Source organism: Streptomyces sp. NBC_01549, from assembly GCF_026339955.1.
Lineage (GTDB): Bacteria > Actinomycetota > Actinomycetes > Streptomycetales > Streptomycetaceae > Streptomyces.
Map to the genome: position 1 here is coordinate 1 of NZ_JAPEPW010000008.1, position 14,052 is coordinate 14,052.

The window sequence follows — 14,052 nt, forward strand, 5'->3', positions numbered from 1 at the left end:
GCACGGCCCCGGCGTTGTTCGGTTGTGTCCGGCTTCGTGGTAGTTGATCAGATGCCGTAGACGGCGAAGGCGTCGTTGTGGTTGAGGAGATCGCGGCGGGCGTGGGCGATGTTGGCTCGTCCGGCCAGGCGGAGCGTGCTGATGCCCAGGTTGCGGAAGCTGGCCAGTGCTCGGGGTGCGGTGCCGGTCCTGACCTGGGAGTTGTCCTCATGGAAGGTGACGTCCCGCACCCAGTGGATCTTGTTTTCTATGGACCAGTGGACCCTCTCGTAGTGGTTGAGGTGAGCGGGGCCTGCGAGGTGGGCGGGCAGGCTGGTGACGCCGAAGACGATCTCCTTCCCGGTCCAGGTTCCGTCGAGGCCGCCGGTGTCACGGCGCAGGCGGAAGACCTGTCCCGCGCCGGGGAAGAGGGCGTCGTCGGCTTGGGCGGTGCGGATCGTGCGACGCTCGGTGCGCCCGTGCCCACGGTCGTCCTCGGCCTCGGTGGTCTCGGTCCACTCGGCGTCGGTACCGGCCAGCAGCGCCTGGGCGGCGGCGCGGGCCAGCGGCTGGTTCCCCTTCAGGATCAGGACGTAGTGGGCGTCGAGCCGGTCCGTGATCAGGTGGGCGGTCTTCTTCGTGGTGTGCAGGGCGTCCAGGGTGAACACCCGGCCGGACAAGGCGAGTTGGGCCAGCAGCATGCGGGCCGCCTCGCCCTCGCCGCGCTTGTCCGGAACCTGCCTCTGGCCGAGGACCGCGCCGCTGGCGTGGTCGACCGCCCCGACCAGGAAGACCCGCCCCGATTCGGTGCGGGCGCCGGTCAGGGCCTTGCCGTCGAGAGCCGCAGCGGGCAGCAGCCCGGCCGGCGCCGGGTGTTCCACGGCCCGCTGGGCGGCGCGGCGCTGTTCGCGCTCGATGGGCCCCGGGGTGTCCGGGACCTCGGGCGTCGGTGCCTTTCCGGTCGCGACGTCGGTGACGTATGCGCAGGTCGCCGCGTCCAGCACGTCGGCATCCAGGTCGGCGAGCACGCGGCGGAAGGTGCGCTCGCTGGGCACAAGGTACTGGCCGGCCAGCGGGTCGTACCGGGCGCCGAGGCGGGCCAGTTTGACCTGCGGGGCGCGGGCGGACCACTGCCAGATCGCGGTCATGGAGTCACCACCGACCACCAGCGTCGCGCACGCGGCCAGCACCAGGATCACCACCAGGGGATGCCGCCGCCCACGCTCCGCACGCCGGTCAGGGACCTGCCGCAACCTGCTGACCAGCGCGGATTCCACTGCCACAGGGTCGGCGGCGAGCTCGGCCTCCCACAGCGCGAGATCGGTGAGCTGGCCAAGGACAGGGCTGATCAGGGAGGATGCGGACACGAGCGCGGCTCCTGAGACGATCTTCTGGCGTAGGAACCTGAAAGATCATCAGAGGCCGCGCTCGTCTGGCAACTCGCACCCCTCCCCCTGGGCAAACGACCCAAAACCCATCAAAGATCAACTACGCCGGGGCCGTGGCGATACCCGCGCAGCACAATCAGCTGTTCCGATCCGGTATTGGTCCTCGCCGTGCGGCTGCGGTTAGCGTGGCCGTGAAATCCAGTTTGCCGGCCACGCGGACGCTGGATTCCTATTCCCGCGACCTCCACAGGAGGACTCAATGACTGATCAGCGCGTCGTCGACTTGTTCGACGAGTTCATGGAGCTGACGAGGGACTTCATCATTCGTCACGGCCTTCAATACGAGGACTACGCCGCGGTCACGCAGTACCTGATCCGGGTGAGCGACGCCGGTGAGTGGCCCCTGTGGATGGACAACTTCCTCGAAGCCACCGTGGACACCACCAGCTACGGCGACGGACCGTGGACACCCAGCGCCATCGAGGGGCCTTACTACAAGCCCGGAGCACCACTGCTGAGCCAGCAGCCCTACACACTGCCGATGCGGCCCGACGAGGCCGGCGACAAGATGCTGTTCAAAGCCACCGTGCACAGCCCGGCCGGCGAGCCCGTCAGCACAGCCGTGATCGACGTATGGCACGCCACGGACAAGGGGCTCTACAGCTTCATCGACGCCGGCATGCCCGACGACTACATACTGCGCGCCCGCATCCCCGTCGACGACGACGGCAGCACCGAGTTCCGCAGCATCCGCCCCGCCCCCTACGAGATCCCCAAGAACGGACCGACGGGCCACCTGCTGAACTCGGTACTCGGACGGCACACCTGGCGCCCCGCCCACCTGCATTTCAGGATCACCGCCGAGGGCTACAAGCCCCTGGTCACCCAGCTCTACTTCGAAGGCGACCCCTACCTCGACAGCGACTGCGCGGAAGGGGTCAAGCAGGGCCTGATCATCCCGCTGAGCAAGACCGAAATCGACGGCGACAGCTGGACGCACGGCGAGTTCGCGTTCGTGCTGCAGCCGCAGTAGCCGCGAGAAAGGAACCGGTGCTCTGATGTGCCACGTCCACTCCGCCGCCCCGCGGCCCCCGTCGTCGGTTCGCCAGGATCTGCGCCGCACCTGCGGCACCGATCCGGTTCCGTACCTGGTGTTCGAGCCCGATACCGGCAGTGCGGGGGGCGGCGGCGAGCCGCCGCAGATCGTGATCGCGTCCGACATCTTCGGGATCAACCCGTTCTACCGGTACCTGGCCGGCCTGCTCGCCGAGCAGGGCTACCGCACGGTTGTCCCGGACCTGTTCCACCGGGTGGGTGAGGCCAGGGACTCCAGCCGGGAAGCCGCGTACGAGCGGCGTGCCCTGCTCGACGACGTGCAGGCTGTCGACGACCTCGGGAAGGTCCTCGATGAGATCGGGGGTGCGACTGGGCGCTTTGGAATGCTGGGGTTCTGCCTGGGCGGCACGTTCGCGCTGCTGACGGCGGCCAGCCGTCCGAACCAGGCAACCGTCACCTACTACGCGTTCCCGAAGGGCGTGGCGGGGGCGAAGGTCCCGACGGACGAGCCGATCGAGGTCGCCGCCCGGACCACTGGTCCGGTGCTCGCCTTCTGGGGACGGCAGGACTACATCGACCCGAACGAGGTGGACCTGCTCGAGGCGGCACTGGAGCGAGCACCCGGTGAGCACGAGGTCGTCTGGTACGAGCGTGCCGGACACAGCTTCCTCGCCGGACTGGCCGAGAAGGGGCACGAGTCGGCGGAAGCCGCCGCCGACTCATGGCACCGCACCCTGCACTTCTTCCGAGGACACCTCGGCGGCTCACCCGCGGCGGCGTGACATGCGTGCAGACGGAGCGAAGGGCGACATAGACGGGAGAGACATGAGCCGGGAAGACACGAGACGGCATCTGAGGATCGAGGGGCGAAGGCAGGCCACGGACGACGTCGTCGAAATCCGGCTGGCCGATGCTGCGGGCGAGCCGCTGCCGGCGTGGGAGCCGGGCGCACACATCGTCCTCAGCCTGCCGACCGGCCTGACCCGGCAGTATTCACTGTGCGGCCCCGACCGGGAGGACGGCAGCTGGACCATCGCCGTCCACAGGTCGCCGACTTCGCGCGGCGGCAGCACCTACGTCCACGACGAACTCCCTGTCGGGTCCGTCATCCCGGTCGAGGGTCCGTACAACAACTTTCCACTCGTGCACGCGGAAAGGTACCTCTTCCTCGCCGGAGGCATCGGGATCACCCCGATCCTCAGCATGCTGCGGCAGTTGCGTGCCGCCGGCATCCCGGATTTCGAGTTCGTCTACTGCGGTCGCCGTCGCTCGCTGATGGCCTACCACGACGAGGTCATCTCCTGGGCGGACAGCAGGGTCACCATCCATGCCGACGACGAACACGAAGGCCTGGTGGACCTCCAGGCACTCCTTGACCGGCACAGGGGCTCGACCGTGTACTGCTGCGGGCCGGAGGGGATGACCCGGGCTGTCGAGGACCTGGCGCTGGAACCGTCGTTGGTGAAAATCGAGCGCTTCCAGTCGTCGCTGCGGACCGATACCTCGAACGACACCGGCTTCGACGTGATCATGTCCGATTCGGGGCACCGGGTACGGGTCGGCCCGGACCAGTCGATTCTCGAAGCCCTCGAAAGCGAAGGCTACGACCTGGACTTCGACTGCCGGGACGGCATCTGCGGCACGTGCGAGACCAGGGTGGTCAAGGGTCTCCCCGAGCACCGCGACGAGGTGTTGAGCGAATCGGAGCGCGCCGAGAACTCGGTGATGATGATCTGCGTGTCCAGGGCGATGAGCGAGGAGCTCGTCCTTGAACTGCCCGAGTGACGAGATGACTCCTTTCCCGACACGTACGAAACACCGTTCAAGAAAGGAAGAGTCGTGAGCACGCTACGGATCGGCAAGCTGCGTACCACGATCGTCGACCTTCCGACGTCCCGGCCGCACCGGTTCGCCAACCACGAGATCCACCACCAGAGTTACCTCCTTGTGGAGGTCCACACGGACGCCGGTGTCGTCGGCATCGGCGAAGGAGTGTCGCCGGGCGGGCCGTGGTGGAGTGGCGAAAGCATCGAGGGGCAGCAGCAGCTCATCGAGATCTACCTCGCCCCGGTACTGGAAGGCATGGACTGCTTGGCGCTCCCGCTGATCCGCTCCGCGATGGACAGGGTGACCCACGCCAACGAGTTCGCCAAGGCTGCCGTTGAGATGGCGGTGCTCGACGCCACCGGCCGGGCGCTCGAAGTGCCCGTCCACCGCCTGCTCGGTGGTGCGGCACGCCTGCGCCTGCCCGTCCGCTGGGCGCTCAGCGGCAGCGGGGAGCAAGAAGTCGCCGACGAGGCCATCGAGCGTCTCGGGCAAGGCCACTCGGCGCTGAAACTGAAGCTCGGTGCGCTGCCGCCCGCCGAGGATCTCAAGCGGGCGGCCCGTCTCATCACCAAAATCGGCGCCGACTACGACTACCTCGTCGACCCGAACGGAAGCTGGGACTACCGCACTGCCGTGACCAGTGTGAAAGAGCTGGAAGCGATGGGCGTGAGCGTTGTCGAGCAGCCGGTCGATCGCCGCGACCTCGCCGGAATGGCAGCACTGGTCGAACGGTCGACGACCCTGCGCATCATGGCGGACGAAAGCATCTGCCGCCCCGTCGACGCGATGTCCGCCGTCACCGCGAGGGCGTGCGATTCGGTTTCCGTCAAGATCGGCAAGGCTGGTGGGCTGCGCGCGGCAGTGGAGGTTGCAACCATCGCCACCCACGGCGGTCTGCGCTGCTACGGCGGCACCGCCATCGAGACGTCGATCGGCACCGCGGCCGCGGCGCACGTGTTCGCCTCGGTTCCGGAGCTCGAGATGGGGTGTGAGCTCATCGGGCCGCTGCTGCTGCAGGACGACCTCACCGTGGCCTCCGTCCGCTACGACAACGGCCACCTCCTCGTGCCCGAGGGCCCGGGGCTCGGCGTCGACGTCGACCGGGACCAGGTCGACAGGTACCGGCGGCGACGGTAGCGAGAACACGGTCACGGACCTCCACGGCTCCGGCGCCGGGGTGAAGTTCCTGATCCGTGAACTGATCCGTGACCGGGACGCGCACTGCCCGGCCACCTTCGACCCCGTCCTGCAGGCCGAGGGAATCGAAGTCCAGGCCCATCTGCTCAACGCCCGCGCGCAGACGAGCAGTCCTACAACCAACACAGGCCCCACCGCATCCTCGCAAGCGCCGCACCGCTGCGTCCTGTCCTGCGCACACGGGGCCATACCTTCCCGGTCCGGCCGACGGCCGGGCCGCATCCGGCACACCGTCACCGCAAAGGAAAAACGCCATGCACATGATCGATCTCGCGTACGTCGGGCGGGGCCCGCACGAGGAACTGGTCACCTACATCGCCGACCAGCAGGGCTTCTACGCCGACGAGGGCGTCCACGTCGCACTGCGCGACGGCTGCACCTGGGACGCACAGCAACTGCGCCGCTGCGCGGTCATCGGGCTGGGGCGGACCGTGCTGTCCCGGCTGAACGACGGCATCCCCTGGGTCGCGCTCCATGTCAACACCGCCCGCCCGCTGTTCTGGTTCCTCGCCCGCCCCGGCCTGACCTCCCTGGCCGACCTGGCCGGCCGGCGGCTGGCGGTGACTCCCCCGCACACCGGTCCCGGCATCTTCACCCGGATCGTGCTGCGCCAGGCCGGCCTCGACGTGGACCGCGACGTGCAGACCATCGTCCGCTGGCCCGGCGACTACGCCATGGACCTGCGCTGGCTGCACGAGGGCAAGATCGACGCCGCCATGGTCGGCGACACCATGGCACCGCAGGCGCTGGCCGCCGAGTACGGCTGGCAGGTGCTGGCCTTCGTCGGCGACCACTTCCAGATCCCCACCGTGGGCGTGGCCGTCGACCCCACCTACACCGACCCGGACGGCCCCGCGGTCCAGGCCGTCGTACGCGCCCACCGGCGCGCCCTGCAGGTGATCCAGAAGGACCCCGACACCACGGTGCGGTACATGCAGACGTTCCTGGGCCGGCACACCGCGGTCGAAGTCCAAGCGCACTACGAGAAGTTCATCGCACCGTATTTCAGCACCGACGGCCACACCGACCTCACCGCCGCCGAAACCGGGCTCACCGCGGTCGCCGCCGAACTCGGCGTCCCCGTCACCTTCACCGCAGCCGAGTTCTACCGCACCGCAACCACCACACCGTAGACGACAGAACAAGACCCGAAGAAACAAGAGAGGAAGAGACCATGAAGGAGTTCCTGGTCGAGCTGACCGCCAGTGTGCCCGAGAGGACCGACCCAGCAGAAGTCGACCGGCGCCGCGCCGCCGAAGCCGTGCGGGCCAGGGAACTCGCCGCCGAGGGCCACCTGTTGCGGCTGTGGCGCCCGGCCGGGGAACCTCGCGTCATCGGCGTATGGCGCGCCGACGACGAGGCGCAACTGCGGGAGAAGGTCCTCGGCAGCCTGCCCCTGTGGCCCTGGGCGACCGCCGTGATCACCACCCTGCAGCCGCACCCCAACGATCCCGGCCCGACCGGCTGATCCTTCCGGCACGGCACCTCACCACCACGGCTCAGTGCGCCGGTCACGACCGCCGCACTGAGCCGGGAGTCCATGAGAGGGAAGCAGAGGGGCCACGCCTCGACACACGCCCGCCCCGTGCCTCACCCGTCGAACCGGAAACAGTAAAGCCCGTGTTCGAGCAGCGGCGTCAGGGTCCCACGGTGGAGCGCGCCGAAGCTCACGACCGCCTCGTTCTCGCCGCTGCTGACGCGAGGCGGATCCGGTGTCGGCCGGAAAGGCAGGCGACCGATGCGGCTGATTCACCGGCCGTCGGCATCGTCTCCACCCGCACCACCGTCCTGGCCGAGCCGTCGCCGGTCACACGTCCGCCGCAGCAACGCACCACCCCGTCAGCGGGGCGCTGGCGTACACCGCCCGTCCCGCTTGCCGCCGCAGTCAAGCGGGGTGACCCTGAAGGGAAGGGCCGGCCTGAGTCTTCTGCCTCTTTGAGCGGCTGCATACGGACTGTGCCTCCCGACCTCTTGTGCCCCTGCCGAGGTGGTGACAGGACGTGTCCCGAGCAGGCCGGCGCCTCGCTGATCCGCCGAAGCACTGACGCGTCGGCTCCGGCGCGACCGGGCACCCTGGAGGCGCGGGATCGCGGAGGTCACCATGTGCTTCGTCCACTCCGGCACCGTGAGAAACGGCAGCCTGATCCAGCAGACGGCCGCGAGGTCGGGCTCGACCGCGCTCTCCGGTCTGGCCACCGGCGAGGGCCGTATCGGCGGCACGGACGTCGTCGGCTCCGGCAGCCCTGACCTGACGGCCGGGCCGGGTGGGGTCAACGTCGTCGACGGATACGGCCGGGTGCTCCACAACCGCTGGAACAGAGATCTGCCTCCGGTCGCCACCGTACGGCCCGGCGAGGTCGTCCAGTTGCTGTGCCGGGACGCGTTGGACATCGGCGAGGCGGCCCGCACGATGACACCGGACGGAACGCTCACCATCGATCTGGGCCTGGTGCACCCGCTCACCGGTCCGGTGGAGATCCAGGGAGCCGAGCCCGGCGACATCCTGGAGGTCGAGATCCTGGACGTCGGTCCTCTGGTCGACTTCGGCTATGTCGTCATCAGCCCGGTCCTCGGTCTCTTCGGATCCCTTCGCCCCGAGCTACTGGCTCCGCTCGCCCCCTGGAGCGAGGCTTCCCAGTTGAGCGACCCCACGCCCGGCCCGGCGGCCGGAGCCATTCCCGAGGACCAGCCGTACAACAGCGGTGCCCCGTTCCTGCAGACGTTCAGGTTCGAGCGGGGCCAGAGCAGTGGTTTCGCCGCTTTCACGGGTGTCGACACCGGTCGGGAGGCGCGGATCCCGATCGCCCCCTTCATGGGCATCCTGGGCGTCGCTCCCCTGCGCAAGGGGATGTATCGCACCTTCTCGCCGGACGTCAGCGGAGGCATGGGCGGCAACACCGACATCCGGCAGCTGGTCAAAGGGTCACGTGTCCAACTCCCCGTGTACGTCCCGGGAGCCATGTTCTCCGCCGGGGACGGGCACATGGCACAGGGCGACGGCGAGGTGACGGGGACGGCCGTCGAGACCCTCATGGCCGTCACGCTGCGCTTCGGCCTGGTGAAGAACACCGTGATCGCCTCGCCTCGGGCCGTCGTCCCCGCAGCGGACCCCACACAGCTGGCCATGCCCGCCGAAATGCTCAACCAGGGCTACTACCAGACCGTGGGCACCGGACCCGATCTGATGGACAACGCGAAGACAGCCGTCCGGGAGATGATCGACTGGCTGGTGAGCGACCAGCGGTTGAGCCTGCACGAGGCCTACACGCTGTGCAGCGTGGCCGGCGACCTGAAGATCAACGAGACGGTGGACCTCCCCAGATGGCTCGTGTCGATGACTCTGCCCCGCGGCATCTTCGGCTGACCGACCCGCAGACGCTCCGATCCGGGTAGGGACCGGGGCCCAGACACCCCGGGATGCCCCGACGTTCCGGTGCGTCGACGTCATCAGGTGCCGACGCTCCCTGCAAAAGCAGCCGCCCGGCGGCGTCGCCGTCGAGCCGACCGATCATGGTCTCGGACGGCCCCGGGGTGGGCTGACCGCCAAGGTTCACCTCGCCGTCGAGCGGGGACAAAAGCCACTGTCCATCGTGATCACAGCCGGTCAGCCGGGTGGCTCGCCGTCCGCTACGAGGCGACCGTGCTGGCCGCAGTCCTCAACGACGGGCTGCAACCAGCACGGACCCGATAGGTCCTAGCCCTTGATGTTGAGCGCAGTTCCGTACAGCCGGTCCACCTTCAACCGGATGACCACCCGACGCTCTGCAACCTGTTGTTCCAGGAACGCATCTTCATCCTCGGGCTTCGCGGCCTTCGGGATCATCCCGAGCAGTTCCCGCCCCACCGCGTCACCGCGAACCGTCGTGATCTCGGAGACCTCGGCCTCGCCTTCGGCGACGGCGAACGACCACACGTCGCCGCCCTGCACATGCAGCGCCGCCTGCGGGTTGCGCCGCAGATGCCGGACCTTGATCCGGTCGACTGTCGTCGAGAACCGCACGATGCGAGCTTCGGCGTCCCAGCTGTACAGCATGGTGGTCAGGTGGGGGTGGCCACTGCGCTTGACCGTGGCGAGCGTACCGAACTGCTGCTTGCCAAGCAGGTTGGAGAGCGTTTCGTCGTCCAGTGGGCGAGGCGCTGGTCCTTGAGTCATGACGTGATCAACGCGCTTGGCTGCCCAGCAATTTCATGAACGCCGTAGGTTCAACGCCCCCTTCCGGTCCTCGTCATGGAAGTGTGCTGCCCCGGCCTGGCCCGCTCGCTGTCCCCTGGCAAGCCCGCGACACAAGGGACCGTTGTTCGAACGGTGGTCGCCGTCCGGCCCAGCCGCCCGGCCTGATCGGCGGCTCCGTCACTTCGAGCCGTAATACAGCCGGAGGAAGTCCTCCATCGCCGCGTTGACGCCGGCGCGGTCACCGGTGGCGAGCAGGTCGAGCAGCAGACCACGGACGGTGGCGAGTCCCAGCCTGGCGCGGTTCCGGGCCACGGCAGGGTCCGCCCCCGCGGCGACCTCGGCGGCCACGAGCGGCTCCAGCCAGTCGTTCACGAGCCCTTCGAGGACCGGGGCAGCCTCGGGACGGCCCCGCAGCGCGTGCCCGTAGATTTCGAAGAAGAGCCGCTCCTGACCGGCCAGTCGAGGGTCCGTCAGCTGCTGCCAGAGGAGCCGCGCGGCATCGGCGGGCGAGAGAGCGGGTTCCAGGCGGAGCCGGGACAGCAGATCACGCTGGCGCTGCTCCGACGTCCGGACGATCTCGACGAGCAGGTGTTCCTTGGAGCCGAAATAGTGGATCAGCATGCGGTGACTGACGCCGATCGCGGTGCCCAGGCCGCGCAGGCTCAGGTCTGCGATGCCGTGTGCCGCGACGTAGTCGACGGCCGCGTTCACCAATTGAGCGCGCCGGTCCCCGTCCGTGCCGGGCGCTGCCTCGCCCTCAGGGTGTGAGCCGACCGTATTCACCACCTCACGAGTGTACCAATTGGTACATGCCCTGTGTACCGTGTGGTACATGAAGTCTGTCACCGTGTCGATCGACGTACCGCAGACGCCCGAGCAGGTCTACGACTTCCTCGATGTCATGGCTCACCACGAGCGATTCACCGACCACTACCTGACCGACTGGCGCTACAGCGGCCCCGGCCGCGGCATCGGATCGTGCGCCACGGTCACAGTCGCGCTGGGCGGCACGAAGACCGACGTCACCGTCGAGGTCGTCGAGGCCGACCCCCCGCGGCGCATCGTCGAACGGAACGTCAGCGCGGCCGGCCGACGCCTGGCCCACGGCACCTACACCATCGAACCGCTGCGGACCGGTGGGAGTCGCGTGTCGTTCACGTACGCCTGGGCGCGCGCCCCGCTCGCCGACCGTCTGCTGGCACTCGTCGTCCGGGCCACGATACGACGCGCCAACCGCACGGTGATGCGACGCCTGGCCACCGAGTTGGCTCACCATGTGTCCGCTGCCGGATCCTGACGTCGGTCCGTGTCGGCCGGGCGCCGGAACTGGCCGCGTCCGTACGTGAAGCGCCGTCAGGTCCTCTTGGAGGTGCTCGCCGATGCCGGTCCGCCGATCGAGCCGGTGTGGTCGGCCACCGACCTCGGCGAGGCCCTGCTCTGGTGCGAGGCACTGCAGGGCCCAGGGACAGAGGCGTCCCCGGCTCAGGCCCGCGCGCCGCCGTCGACCCGTAGGACCGAGCCGGTCACGTAGGAGGAGCGGTCGCTGAGGAGCCACGCGGCGGCCTGCGCGATCTCCTGCGGGTCTGCCGCGCGGCGCAGCGGGGTGTGCGCCGTGAGTCGCTCTCGGAGACCGGGGGATGCTTCTTCCCAGGTACGTATCATCTCGGTCGACGTGTGGCCGGGGGCGATGGCGTTGACGCGGATGCCTTCCGGGCCGTAGGTGACGGCGGCCGACTCGGTGTGGCTGTTGACCGCCCGTTTCATCGCGCTGTAGGCGGGCAGCTCGGGGTTGCCCATCAGGCTGCCGACGGATGAGTTGTTGACGATGGCGCCCGTCCCTGCGGTGGTTCGGATGGCGGCGATCTCGGCGACCATGGCCAGCCAGACGCCCTTGAGGTTCACGTCGTAGATGTGGTCGAGGTCGGCCTGCGGCATCTGGTCCATCGGGCCGGGCCGCTGGATCGTCGCACCGTTGTTGAAGGCGATGTCGAGCCGGCCGTACAGGTTCACGGCTCGGTCCACGGCGGCGCGCACGCTGGTCGCCTCGGCCAGGTCGCACACCACGTACTCCGCGGTGCCGCCCGCCGCCCGGATCTCCTCGGTCACCGTACACAGCGCATGGACGTCACCCGTTGAGCTGCACCGGCCGCACTTCAGCGTCCCCTGTTTTGGACCGGCGCCGGTCACAATCGTTCGCGCACTTCTGAGCCCTGCCCTGCACCGCACGGCCCCGCTCTTCGCACTCGGCCCGAAGACCAGCGACGTGATTCCCTACGACGGCATCCGCCAGGCTGCGCGCCTGGCACCCACAGCACCGTCCTGACAGCGGGGCCGCGCCCGAAGTGGCTGTGACCGCGCTTTCGCGCGCCGGTCACAGACTCGCGAGGAGGCCCTCCAGCGGGCCCGGTACCTGTCCGGGTGCGAGGGTCTCCACCAGGAGACGGCCGTAACGGATCTTGCGGCCCTTCTTCGTGCCCAGGAAGCGCCGCAACTGCTGCTGCCGGGGCCGACCCTGCTGCGCGGGCTGGCCCAGGAAGGTCTGCCAGGCCCGCAGGTCGCCCCCGGCCCCGATGGCCTCCTCCACGCGCGCCGTGCCCAGCGCGCGGATGAGCTCGTCCTCCAGGTCCGCCACGCACACGAAGAAGCCCTCGCGCGGCACCCCGGCCCGCTTCAGGCCGCGGTCGTAGAACCGCTGCTCGCCCACGTCGCACAGTCCCCTCAGGCGCAGGCCAAGACCGGGTGGCCCGAGGAGACCGGCGTAGCGGCCGATACTCATCGCCCCGCCCATCGCCACCACGCACACCCCCTCGGCGGCCAGGTCCCGGCCACACCGTGCGGCCAGCGCCTCGACGGCCGCGAAGTCACTCGGCCCTTCCACCAGCACCGCCGTCCGCAGCCCCAGTCGCACAGCCAGATCACTCGCCGGACCGCCGGGGCCGCCCGCCGCCCAGCGGCTGACCGTGTCCCGGAATACGTGCATGTCCGCCATGGAGCGAGTCTGCACTCCCACCGACCGGCACGACACTGAATATTCGACGGCCCCGCTCGGCACGCCCGCCCCCCTCGTGCTCACCTGAGCCTGACCACCCACCCGGGGTCACGGCGCATGAGCAGACAGGGCTCATGTGTCGGGGTACCGTCAGGGCTCCGCCTCAGGACGGGGCGAGGACGCAGAACTCGTGGCCCTCCGGGTCGGCCAGGCACGTCCACGGGACGTCGCCCTGGCCGAGGTCGAGGTCGGTGGCGCCGAGGGCCCGCAGCCGGGCCACCTCCGCTGCTTTGTCGTCACCGGGGTACGGCAGCAGGTCACGATGGACGCGGTCCGGCACGGTCTTCACGCCGAGCGTGCAATGGCCGGCTCGCCAACCAGTGCCGCGACAGGCGACGTTCGTGCGTCGGCGCACCGAGGCCGACGACCATGCCGTTCGCGCCGGCGGCGAAGGCCATGTTCACGTCGATGCCGACCAGGAACCGCCGGGTACATTCGGCGCCGGTGAGGGGGCGCGCCCAGTCGTACGCCTCCTCCGCCAGGACCTCCGCCGGGCTCCGGCGGTGGAAGCGGGGCAGGCCGGCGAGGAGTGGGTGTCCGTCGGGGGCCTCGCACGGTGCCGGGTCGACCGGGTCCTTTCCCAGCGAGCCGGGGTTGTGCACGCTGTGCCGCACGCCGTTGGCGTCCGGTTCGGACGCGCGGGTCGGCGGGTGCAGCGCGGTCATCAGCTCCAGGCCGGTGACGGCGGTGGAGCCGCGCGACGTCATCACCCGCGACGCGAACGTGCCCAGGAGCCGGGCGAGTTCGGCCGGCGGAAGCTGTCCGGCCTCGCCCCAGTGGCGGGTGCCGAGTGCGTGCCAGGACGGGCTGCACAGCTGGACACAGGCCCGCTGCGAGCCCTGCGCCGGACGGTAGATCCGCGCCCACCGGCCGAACCCGCGCTTCGTCAGCTTCCAGTCGGCCAGCGCCGGGATCGACCTGGCGGGTACGTCAAGGACCAGACCGTCGACGCAGTACGCGACGACGTTGCCGTCTTCGACGTCGACGACGGCCGCGGCCCGTTCCCGAAGCAGGGGTCGGCGCCCGCCAAAGTGTTCGCCGGGGCCGCCTTCTTCACGCCCGGGCGCCGGATTTACGGACACAGCCCGCGCCTCCGCCGGGACGGGGACGCCGGCGGACGTCTCGCGCACCGCCGTGTCCTGCACGGGCGCGGCCGCGTCGGGGACCACCGGGAAGCGCGCCGCCAGGCCGTCCAGGAGCCGGGCGTAGGCGGGTGCGCCGGCCGCCTGCCACGATGCACCACCCGCACATCCCCGGCCGTCAGATGCTCGAGCCGGCCGCGTACCGCCACACCGGACGGGCCCGGGGCGACGAACGGCCCGGCCATCACCCGCAGCCCGGAAGCCGACCGCTCCCGCCGGCCACCCCGGAGGCCGCGGTCG

Annotated in this window: 13 protein-coding genes and 3 pseudogenes; 9 read left to right on the forward strand and 7 right to left on the reverse strand. The window is 69.6% G+C overall.

Annotated elements, in window-relative coordinates; genetic code table 11:
- Positions 1-47 precede the first annotated feature (47 nt).
- Positions 48-1,346: an ISAs1 family transposase gene (locus OG819_RS57515; RefSeq protein WP_266650140.1), complete on the reverse strand. Its 1,299-nt coding sequence runs from the start codon at positions 1,344-1,346 to the stop codon at positions 48-50.
- A gap of 280 nt (positions 1,347-1,626) precedes the next feature.
- On the opposite strand from OG819_RS57515, the gene OG819_RS57520 reads away from it, so the two are divergent.
- From OG819_RS57520 to OG819_RS57555, 8 genes and pseudogenes are all read left to right on the forward strand, one after another.
- Complete coding sequence (locus OG819_RS57520) at positions 1,627-2,400, forward strand: dioxygenase (protein ID WP_266638881.1); 774 nt, start codon at positions 1,627-1,629, stop codon at positions 2,398-2,400.
- Between the two features lie 25 nt (positions 2,401-2,425).
- Positions 2,426-3,205 carry a dienelactone hydrolase family protein gene (locus tag OG819_RS57525; protein ID WP_266638882.1) on the forward strand — a complete coding sequence of 260 codons (780 nt, stop codon included), beginning with the start codon at positions 2,426-2,428 and terminating at the stop codon, positions 3,203-3,205.
- A 43-nt stretch (positions 3,206-3,248) separates the two neighbouring features.
- Entirely contained in the window at positions 3,249-4,208 is a 960-nt protein-coding gene (locus OG819_RS57530) for a PDR/VanB family oxidoreductase (protein ID WP_266638883.1), read from the forward strand.
- Between the two features lie 54 nt (positions 4,209-4,262).
- On the forward strand, positions 4,263-5,387 hold the full coding sequence (locus OG819_RS57535; protein ID WP_266638884.1) for a muconate/chloromuconate family cycloisomerase: 1,125 nt from the start codon (positions 4,263-4,265) through the stop codon (positions 5,385-5,387).
- Positions 5,388-5,701: 314 nt separating this feature from the next.
- Positions 5,702-6,580 (forward strand): ABC transporter substrate-binding protein, encoded by an 879-nt coding sequence (locus tag OG819_RS57540; protein WP_266658212.1) that lies wholly within the window; start codon positions 5,702-5,704, stop codon positions 6,578-6,580.
- Between the two features lie 41 nt (positions 6,581-6,621).
- A complete protein-coding gene (locus OG819_RS57545; protein ID WP_266658214.1) occupies positions 6,622-6,915 on the forward strand; it encodes a muconolactone Delta-isomerase family protein in 294 nt (97 codons plus the stop codon).
- Between the two features lie 657 nt (positions 6,916-7,572).
- Positions 7,573-8,811, forward strand: a complete 1,239-nt coding sequence (locus tag OG819_RS57550; RefSeq protein ID WP_266638887.1) for an acetamidase/formamidase family protein — start codon at positions 7,573-7,575, stop codon at positions 8,809-8,811.
- Positions 8,812-8,962: 151 nt separating this feature from the next.
- Positions 8,963-9,070 (forward strand): annotated as a pseudogene (locus tag OG819_RS57555) (IS5/IS1182 family transposase); the annotation flags it as partial.
- Positions 9,071-9,141: 71 nt separating this feature from the next.
- Here OG819_RS57555 and OG819_RS57560 read toward each other — a convergent pair.
- Positions 9,142-9,600 (reverse strand): PPOX class F420-dependent oxidoreductase, encoded by a 459-nt coding sequence (locus tag OG819_RS57560; RefSeq protein WP_266658216.1) that lies wholly within the window; start codon positions 9,598-9,600, stop codon positions 9,142-9,144.
- Positions 9,601-9,798: 198 nt separating this feature from the next.
- Positions 9,799-10,407 (reverse strand): TetR/AcrR family transcriptional regulator, encoded by a 609-nt coding sequence (locus tag OG819_RS57565; protein WP_266658218.1) that lies wholly within the window; start codon positions 10,405-10,407, stop codon positions 9,799-9,801.
- A 46-nt stretch (positions 10,408-10,453) separates the two neighbouring features.
- Here OG819_RS57565 and OG819_RS57570 point away from each other — a divergent pair, with 46 nt between their 5' ends.
- Complete coding sequence (locus tag OG819_RS57570; RefSeq protein WP_266658220.1) at positions 10,454-10,918, forward strand: SRPBCC family protein; 465 nt, start codon at positions 10,454-10,456, stop codon at positions 10,916-10,918.
- Between the two features lie 185 nt (positions 10,919-11,103).
- On the opposite strand, the gene OG819_RS57575 is transcribed toward OG819_RS57570, so the two are convergent.
- From OG819_RS57575 to OG819_RS57590, 4 genes and pseudogenes are all read right to left on the reverse strand, one after another.
- Positions 11,104-11,847, reverse strand: coding sequence for an SDR family oxidoreductase (locus tag OG819_RS57575; protein WP_266658222.1), 744 nt, complete (start codon positions 11,845-11,847; stop codon positions 11,104-11,106).
- 145 nt (positions 11,848-11,992) lie between these two features.
- The gene (locus OG819_RS57580; protein ID WP_266638892.1) at positions 11,993-12,610 is read right to left on the reverse strand and encodes a TOPRIM nucleotidyl transferase/hydrolase domain-containing protein; all 618 of its coding nucleotides are present in this window, start codon (positions 12,608-12,610) and stop codon (positions 11,993-11,995) included.
- Positions 12,611-12,773: 163 nt separating this feature from the next.
- Positions 12,774-12,956 (reverse strand): annotated as a pseudogene (locus OG819_RS57585) (VOC family protein); the annotation flags it as partial.
- Between the two features lie 55 nt (positions 12,957-13,011).
- Positions 13,012-13,881 (reverse strand): annotated as a pseudogene (locus OG819_RS57590) (hypothetical protein); the annotation flags it as partial.
- Positions 13,882-14,052 lie beyond the last annotated feature (171 nt).